This is a genomic window from Nostoc sp. UCD121 (assembly GCF_014222285.1).
In the GTDB taxonomy this organism is placed as follows: Bacteria; Cyanobacteriota; Cyanobacteriia; order Cyanobacteriales; family Nostocaceae; genus Nostoc.
This window is the reverse complement of sequence record NZ_JACKZS010000279.1, coordinates 1-8,132: the sequence shown is the minus strand read 5'-3', so window position 1 is coordinate 8,132 and position 8,132 is coordinate 1. Positions and strand designations below refer to the sequence as shown.

The 8,132-nt window shown below is 40.2% G+C and carries 10 protein-coding genes and 1 pseudogene; 6 read left to right on the top strand and 5 right to left on the bottom strand.

Going from position 1 to position 8,132, the window contains the following annotated elements:
- Positions 1 to 200 precede the first annotated feature (200 nt).
- Positions 201 to 1,232, top strand: coding sequence for an NADP-dependent oxidoreductase (locus GNF10_RS33130; protein WP_185587007.1), 1,032 nt, complete (start codon positions 201 to 203; stop codon positions 1,230 to 1,232).
- A gap of 92 nt (positions 1,233 to 1,324) precedes the next feature.
- Here the strand turns inward: GNF10_RS33130 and GNF10_RS33125 are convergent, their stop codons facing one another.
- Positions 1,325 to 1,618, bottom strand: coding sequence for a hypothetical protein (locus GNF10_RS33125; protein ID WP_185587911.1), 294 nt, complete (start codon positions 1,616 to 1,618; stop codon positions 1,325 to 1,327).
- A 256-nt stretch (positions 1,619 to 1,874) separates the two neighbouring features.
- On the opposite strand from GNF10_RS33125, the gene GNF10_RS33120 reads away from it, so the two are divergent.
- Positions 1,875 to 2,222 (top strand): hypothetical protein, encoded by a 348-nt coding sequence (locus GNF10_RS33120; RefSeq protein ID WP_185587913.1) that lies wholly within the window; start codon positions 1,875 to 1,877, stop codon positions 2,220 to 2,222.
- Between the two features lie 62 nt (positions 2,223 to 2,284).
- Here the strand turns inward: GNF10_RS33120 and GNF10_RS33115 are convergent, their stop codons facing one another.
- On the bottom strand, positions 2,285 to 3,217 hold the full coding sequence (locus GNF10_RS33115; protein ID WP_185587915.1) for a GIY-YIG nuclease family protein: 933 nt from the start codon (positions 3,215 to 3,217) through the stop codon (positions 2,285 to 2,287).
- A 304-nt stretch (positions 3,218 to 3,521) separates the two neighbouring features.
- Positions 3,522 to 3,854, bottom strand: a complete 333-nt coding sequence (locus GNF10_RS33110) for a hypothetical protein (RefSeq protein ID WP_185587917.1) — start codon at positions 3,852 to 3,854, stop codon at positions 3,522 to 3,524.
- Positions 3,855 to 4,111: 257 nt separating this feature from the next.
- Between GNF10_RS33110 and GNF10_RS39065 the strand changes: the two genes are divergently transcribed.
- A complete protein-coding gene (locus GNF10_RS39065) occupies positions 4,112 to 4,477 on the top strand; it encodes a hypothetical protein (protein ID WP_260446163.1) in 366 nt (121 codons plus the stop codon).
- A 117-nt stretch (positions 4,478 to 4,594) separates the two neighbouring features.
- On the opposite strand, the pseudogene GNF10_RS33100 reads toward GNF10_RS39065, so the two are convergent.
- A pseudogene (locus GNF10_RS33100) lies at positions 4,595 to 4,870 on the bottom strand (HU family DNA-binding protein).
- Between the two features lie 91 nt (positions 4,871 to 4,961).
- Positions 4,962 to 6,209, bottom strand: a complete 1,248-nt coding sequence (locus GNF10_RS33095) for an alpha-L-fucosidase (protein WP_185587919.1) — start codon at positions 6,207 to 6,209, stop codon at positions 4,962 to 4,964.
- Positions 6,210 to 6,316: 107 nt separating this feature from the next.
- Between GNF10_RS33095 and GNF10_RS33090 the strand changes: the two genes are divergently transcribed.
- From GNF10_RS33090 to GNF10_RS33080, 3 genes are all read left to right on the top strand, one after another.
- Positions 6,317 to 6,460, top strand: a complete 144-nt coding sequence (locus GNF10_RS33090; RefSeq protein WP_185587921.1) for a hypothetical protein — start codon at positions 6,317 to 6,319, stop codon at positions 6,458 to 6,460.
- Between the two features lie 218 nt (positions 6,461 to 6,678).
- Complete coding sequence (locus GNF10_RS33085; RefSeq protein WP_185607374.1) at positions 6,679 to 7,542, top strand: DUF6671 family protein; 864 nt, start codon at positions 6,679 to 6,681, stop codon at positions 7,540 to 7,542.
- 8 nt (positions 7,543 to 7,550) lie between these two features.
- Positions 7,551 to 8,072, top strand: coding sequence for an isochorismatase family cysteine hydrolase (locus GNF10_RS33080; RefSeq protein WP_185588098.1), 522 nt, complete (start codon positions 7,551 to 7,553; stop codon positions 8,070 to 8,072).
- Positions 8,073 to 8,132: the final 60 nt, after the last annotated feature.

The following is an 8,132-nucleotide window of genomic DNA, read 5'->3' as shown; positions in this document are numbered from 1 at the left end:
TCTGCATATACAGATGACTCAGCCAAAATAGATTGTGATCAAGAAATTGTTGGCGAAGTTTCCGCAGTGGGGAATTGTGATTGTGGATGGGGTTTTGGTTGATTGGGATGCTAAAGTAAAATAATGCTAGAAAGGTCAGAAAAACTCAAAGAAGTCTGTATAGACTCTGACCAACCCTCAGTCACACCCAACAACAACTTATGACTAGAGCGATAAATCGACAGTTTCTATTAGCTGCTCGTCCCGTTGGTGACATTAAAGAAAGCGATTTTGAGTACCGAGAAGAGCCAATCCCCAGCCCAAAAGATGATGAGGTGCTGGTACGTGTTATATATCTGTCACTAGATCCTACCAATCGGATCTGGATGAGCGATATAGAGCAGTATATGCCTCCTGTTAAAATTGGGGAAGTTATGCGTGGCGGTATTATAGGTGTCGTTGAAGAGTCCAAAAATCCCGATTTTAAAAAGGGAGATTTAGTATCAGGGATGCTAGGCTGGCAAGATTACGCGATCGCCCTTGGAAACAGTGGCTTTTCGCTGACGCGATTACCCGATCCTCTGCCTTGTCCGCTCAACGCATTTACCGGGCCATTGGGAGCTACTGGTTTTACAGCTTATTTTGGGTTATTAGATATAGGACAGCCAAAAGTTGGAGAAACTGTGGTCGTTTCAGCCGCAGCAGGAGCAGTTGGTTCCATTGTTGGACAAATTGCCAAGATTAAGGGTTGTCGGGTAGTTGGTATAACTGGCAGTGATGAAAAGTGCCGTTGGCTTACAGAAGAACTTGGCTTTGATGCAGCAATTAACTATAAAGCTGGAGATTTAGAAAAAGCATTAGCTGAAGCTTGTCCTAATGGAATCGATGTGTATTTTGACAATGTTGGCGGAATAATCCTTGATGCCGTCCTAACCAAAATTAATCTACGTGCCCGTCTGCCTTTATGCGGTTTAATCTCAACTTATAATGCTTCAAAGCCTGTTCCTGGCCCATATAATTATAGCCAAATTCTCATGAAACGCGCTCTCGTCCAGGGATTTATTATATTGGATTATATTCCCCGATTTCATGAAGCGATAGCGGAGATTGGAAAGTGGCTAAACCAGGGGAAAATTAAATATAATATTGAGATTGTCGAAGGCTTGGAAAATGCACCCAAGGCGATCCTAAAACTTTTCGACGGTAACAAAAAGGGAAAACTAGTTATTAAAGTCTCAAATGAACCTACCTGAAAAATTTATGGCAATATTCACTTATTTTTTTAAATTTCAACGATAAAAAATTCCCACAAAACTACTATTAAAGAAGCTTTATGGGAATTCGCTTACAAATGTCGCCAAAAGTTCTTACTGATAGTCTTGAGACTGACAACCTTGGGTTCTGCTGTCGCTTCAGGGGCATGACCAACAACCACCGCAGCAACTTGTGGCGCAGGTGTCGCTAGCAGGGAATTGAGTAACTCTTGCTGATAGTCAATATCTGCTACTGTGCGGTAAACTCTGTGATAATCTATCTGCATCCCTAAAGGTGTTGGGACAATTTTCAAATACTCATTTAGGGCGCTAATGTAGCCATCGTGAAAAATCCTATTAGCAATAGAAGGACGGATAATATTCAATAATTGAATAGCTCGTCTAATGTCTGCAACACTACGGCTAGCACCAATCTCTGGCTGGCTTTCACGGTAGCCCTTGCCTTTCTTTTCTGCTACCAGATTATGAAATTTAGTAATGGCTCTCTGATGATTACCTAATGTGTTTGCAGTTCATCGCTAAAAAGTAAGGTGCGAGTTGCACGACTTGTACCCTAATATAGATGCACTCTTGAATTTAGAGTAGTAAGTAAGAGTGATATCAGTTATTGCAAACATTACTATGACTAACTCTCAGCCTCCACTGCCTCAACCCGAACTCGAAAGAGCAGGAATTACATTTGAGCAGTATGAAAAATTTACTCCAGAAAAGTTGGAACTCTGGGACGGATACCTGGGCTATGGTGGGCAAAATCAACTTGGGTTTCATTTGGCTGTTTTGAGAAATATGGGGCTACTGACAGCAATTCGTCACACAGAATTGTCACTGTGGATAGAAGCCCTAGACCGTCATCTAAAAGAAAAACTAGAAACCGTCAGCGCTCAACCTGAAGTAGCCCAAGCTTTGCTTAATCGCCTAAATCGAGCAATGTCAGATTTGGCAGCAGTGGCAGAGTATTTGGAGGGATAGCAATACAAAAGATATTTTGGCTTACTAGGCAGTAAGTATTTTGCACTGATGTGATATAAACGTTACACAGCAACTTGAATTAAGCTAGTATTCTCCTCAAGAATATTTATTTCATCAAGAGATAGTATTTTTTGTTGCATTTGTTGCAGGTCACTCAGCACGATTTTGGCATCCTCAGTATTAAACTTATAATACTCAGTTAAACTGCCGATGGGATAATTAAAGCCTTGATAGCGGTGTTTAAAATACAGTTCAACATTACCTCTATGCTCCCAAGTTCCTAATACTTTAATAGCAGCACTTGAATAATAAGCAAGTAAATCAATTTTCACCTCTGCCACTCGCTTGATAACGGGTCTAGTAGTTACTCCTATTTTGTAGATAATTCCAATATTAGTTTCAATCTCTAAAAAATACAGTCTAGAAGATAGAATACGTTGAAGTTGAGCGCGATACAGCTTCAAATCAGTAAGTCGGTATCCTAAATCTGGAGCGTTTTTGTATTCGGCGTGTTTAAAAGCTAGCTCCAGTTTCAGCAGTTTTTTAAGTAATAGCGGCTCTTGCACATCGTTGAATTGCCTGAACTCTAGCACCCCGGCAGGAATTTTACCCAAATCACTAAATTCATATTCTCTTGGGGTTATGTATAGGTTTTTTCTCAACATTCCTGCTTTTATCAACCCTGGAGTAACTAAGTAGGAACTGATAGGATAATTTTTGACTCCGTACTCCTCCCAGAGGAGTTTTAACTGTGCTAAATCCTTGCCGGATAACTGAACATTAAAATTATCATACAGTGGTAGAGTTGGAAATTCTCGGTTAGCTATAGGGCGACAAGTTTGGTCATTATGAGCAAAATGATGCTCTTTTACCTTGCCTTTTTTAGCCGTTAGACCACCATCACAATAAGGACACTTAAGTAAAGTCTTTCCCCTGTTGATATCTTCAATACATATCAAGATACCTTCTTCATTTACACCAAATTTTAGCCACATCGTCAGATCATTATTGAATAATTAAACTTGCTCTTACAAGTGTGCTTCAACTTTTCAAAAATGTATCTATCTTCTGGGCTAGGTAATGTTGATTTGAAGAATGTAAGTGCGATGGAATCAAGCGGGCATTGAGCCGAGATATGTGTTTTTTGCTGCGAGATGACCTCAAAAGGCATAATTTCTCGCTACCAAACACGAATTTTTTGTTCCTACTGTATCAAATTATCAAGACTATACAGGGCAAGGCTTTTTCGACCTGGAATGCAGGTTTTTGGATGATTCAATTTAGAGCGTTCGCTCTTTCTTACTTCCTTGCGCTTAATGCCTGTTGACTCAGTTGCATCACAATATTTTGGGGTAATGGGTCTATGACAGCATCAGTAGGCAGTGATTGGATAAAAGCTGTTACCTCTTCCCCAGTTTTATATTTCCCTTCACTCCAAGCATCAGCAATCTGTTTCGCTACCCGGTCAGCATCATCAGGGTTCGCATGGGCGGTAATACATTGAATATCATTACCAGTAAAGGATATCCATGTCTGCCAAAGTCCCGTAACTGGATGCTGAACAATCCCTGTGGTCAGTTCATTGTCCTCAAGTACTGATTTTTTCTGACGGCGACCAAATCCTTTAAACATGATTTTCTTCAGTAAACGCTATCTTTTCAGAATGCCCAAAATAAATGCAGCGATGCCTGCGGCGGGCTACGCCTACGCTCTAGTAAGCTGCTAACAGTTTAACTCCATCGAGTTGTGGAGGATAATCTACTGGTTTGTACATTCCCATTAATCACCTTGGAACCCAAGCAGCTAAATTTATTTTCTGATTTGACCGTCACACCAGCACGCAGAGCAGAAACACTGTTAATGAGCCTTGAGGCGCTGTTGAAGTGGAAATGAAATCTCAGATTTTTGAATATCAGCATTATGTGAGAGAGAACAAACCACCACAGCAGACGGCATTATTTGACCTTACCCCTAAGCACTGCGACCCAGACCAAATTGATCCATTCTTGCTGCGGCTTGTGCCAATGTCGTTTTATCGGATGCCAGCAAACAGCCCAGGTGATGCGTGTCTCTATTTCATCATTGACTCGGCGGCTGGTTTGATTTTGTATGTGGGGGAAACCTGCCGTAGTAACAAGCGATGGCAGGGTATACACGCCTGTAAAGATTACATCGCCAGCTACCAGGATTTACATTATCGCTATGGGTTACTCTCCAGCATTCAACGCCGCATTTTGGTGGGATGCTCCGGTTGATCGACGCGCACGGCAAGAGTTGGAGTTGAGCCTTATTCTGAAATGGCGCAGTCCATTTAATAAGGAGAACTGGGAACGGTGGGGCCAGCCTTTTGGGTAGGGTGGCTTACTTATGCTTTATGGCGCTACTTTCTCCCGAAACTGTTTCCCAGCAGAGAACGCAGGCACTTTGGTTGCCGGAATTGTCATTGGCTCATTGGTTTTGGGATTACGCCCCTCGCGCTCTGAGCGATCACGTCGCTCAAATGACCCAAACCCTATGAGCGTTACCTTTTCACCATTGGCTACAGCTTCGGTAACAACTCACAAAAAAGCACTGATTACTTCATCGGCTTGCTTTTTTGTGATGTTGGTCTTTGCTGCTACAGCATCCACTAGTTCACCTTTGTTCATAAATCACTTTGAATCATTGCAAGTAATCGAAATCTAGCATTACCATCTCTGATTGGTAAAGGGTAAAAAGAAATGAATTTACATTAATTACTTAAGAATCAATATCAATACAAATCACTGTAACGTATGGATTAATTATTGATTCAGGTACATCAATTGTTAATTCTCCTAACGGATTGGGATTAAGAATAGAATCTATAATTGCACAGCGACTTGTGTAGGTTAGTGCTGTGCCGTCAGCAAGAACAAACACCGATTTTACTCGTTTTATTGGTACACCCCTAACTGATATTGTCTCGTAAGGTTTCATTAAGAGGTGTAGATAAATGCGATTTTCCTTACGAGTTGAGGGGCCATAAAATTGCCAGGGTTCTAATCCTGGGGTTGTATCCAGTATACTTTCACAGTGACTCTCCATCCAATCTGCTATATCTTTGAGACGCTCTAACTGCTCAGGAGGAATTTGTCCATTACCCATTGGACTAACATTAAGCAAGAGGTTGCCTCCTTTACTAGCTATTTCGCAGATTGTATGAATCAATTGACGAGACGATTTGAAGTTGCAATCATCTGAATTGTATCCCCAACTCTCGTTAATAGTCAGACAGGTTTCCCAAGGATGAGCAGGTGGGTGAGGAGGAATAAACTGCTCAGGAGTTTCAAAGTCTCCACAATTGGGTAGGCGATCGTTAATGAGAATATTAGGTTGTAAATCACGAATCATTTTTGCTAATTTTTGAGCCTGCCATTGCTCTGGAGTGCGTTCCCAACTTCCATCAAACCAAATGATGTCAATTTGACCATAGTTGGTCAATAATTCTCGTATCTGATTGAACATAAATTGGATATATCGCTCCCACTGTCGCGCTGTCGGTTGAGGGAGTTGGTCAAAGCGATAAGGTTTATCTGCCTCTCTCCAAGCCGGATAGTCAGGATGATGCCAGTCACTAAGCGAAAAATAAAGACCAATACGCAATCCTACAGAGCGCATCGCTTCGACATATTCACGTACAATATCTTTTTTGTAAGGTGCAGATGCAATTGAAAAGTCTGATTCTTTGGTATGGAATAGGGCAAAACCATTATGATGCTTGGCTGTTAATATCGCATATTTCATTCCGAGACTTTTTGCTAAATCTGCCCATTCTTGAGGATTGTATTGCTGTGGATTGAAAGTATTAGCTGTGTAGTGATATTTATCAACTGGTATATCTTTGCAAAAAGGTAGGCTGAATACACCCCCAACTAACGGCCAAGATAACTCACATCCAATTTGAGAACTATGTCCCCAATGAATAAACATCCCCAATCGAGCTGTGTCAAACCAGTTATTCATCATGGTGAAATTTGGCAATAATTCTGCAAAAGAGAAGGAGAAATAGCTCCCAAGAGCATCTTAGTACATATACAGGTTTTGGTTGTTATTATTTGTTGGCAAAGGTGAAAATGCGACACCGAATAGCCCGCCGCAAGCATCGCTCTCGCAAGCGGGGCTATGGGCTGGGGGCGATCGCGGGAGCATCCTCTCTACGAGACACTACTCGCGTTCGTTTGAATGCTGCAAATAGCACGTTTGCCTCTGCAAGATAGAGGCAGCGATTGTCTACGGCAGATCGTATATATCTAATTAGGGGGTTTTGGGTTTGATGAACTTGAGCTTCTTGCTTAGGCTATTTGAACCGCAGGCATCGCTGCCAGTACGCTTGCTCTCAAGAAGCTCAAGCTGGTTTGCAGCGATAAAATCAGAAGAAACAACCGTTTTAAAATTACAAAAAGCTACAAACTTAAGTAATAAGGATTAGCACAGAATGAATGACCAGCAATTATTTAATGAGCGTCTGGTTGTGTTGGCGACAATGCACCAAAAAGAAAAGGTAATTGCTCCACTATTAGAACAAGAGTTAGGCATAAAAATTATAGTACCACAGGATTTTAATACTGATATTTTTGGCACATTTACTAGAGAAGTAGAACGTCCGGGAACACAAATTGCCGCAGCTAAATTAAAAGCAGAGAAAGCTTTAGAATTAACACAAGAAAATTTAGCGGTCGCCAGCGAAGGTAGTTTTACACCCCATCCATTTGTTCCTTACATTTACTGTAATAGAGAAATAGTTGTTTTCGTAGATAAAATCAATAATCTAGAAATTATTGGTGAGGAAATTTCTACAGATACTAACTTTAATCATCAAATTATAACAACTTTAGACGAAGCATATATTTTTGCTAAGAAAGTTGGTTTTCCAGAACATGGATTAGTTGTCTGGTTTGAAAACTTAGAGAATAGATGTAATCAGATAACGAAAGGTATTACAAAAGAAATAGATTTGATAAAATCAGTTGATTTTGCATTGCATAATTCCCCAGATAGTCAGGTAAATATTGAGACAGATATGCGGGCGATGTATAATCCCACTCGGATGAAAAATATTGCAAAAGCTACCCATAATTTACTCAATAAAATTAGCAGTCGTTGCCCCAAATGTAATATCCCTGGTTTTAAAATAACTGAAATAATTCAAGGATTACCCTGTGATTTTTGTCAGTTCCCAACCACCTTACCACTAACCGCAATTTATCAATGTAAAAAATGTGGGTTTAATCAAGAAAAACTATTTCCTAATGGTATAGAATTTGCGAATCCAGCCCAATGTATGTACTGTAATCCGTAGGGTCACAAATGAGCGAAATCCTTCTTGTAGTAGATATGCAAAATGGTTTTATGCCTGAGAAATGCAGACATATTATTCCTACTGTCATTAAACTAATTGAGCGTTTTTTAGAGGCTGGTAAACTCGTTGGATTTACAAAATTTATCAATACGGCTGACAGTAATTATGTGAAGCTAATTCATTGGTCAAGCTTGATACATGAACCAGAAACGAGCATTATTGATGAACTTCAGCCATATATACATAATATTTTTGATAAACCTTATTACTCTGCATTTACGGAAAATTTTTCGAGTTTTATTTTGATTAATCAAATCAGTAAAATATATCTTTGTGGAGTTGAAACTGATAGCTGTATTTTCAAGACAGCAATTGACTCTTTTGAGCGCGGTATTGAACCAGTAATTATCGAGGATGCTTGCTTTAGTGCTGGTGGTCAGCAAGCGCATGATGCAGGTATTTTCTTACTCAAACGTAATATCGGAAAAAACCAAATCCAGATGAGTGATGAGGCAATACTGCTCGGTTAAGGAGAAATAGAGGGTAAAACAAAGAAAATAGTGTTCGCGGATGATTGACGCGAATAAAAT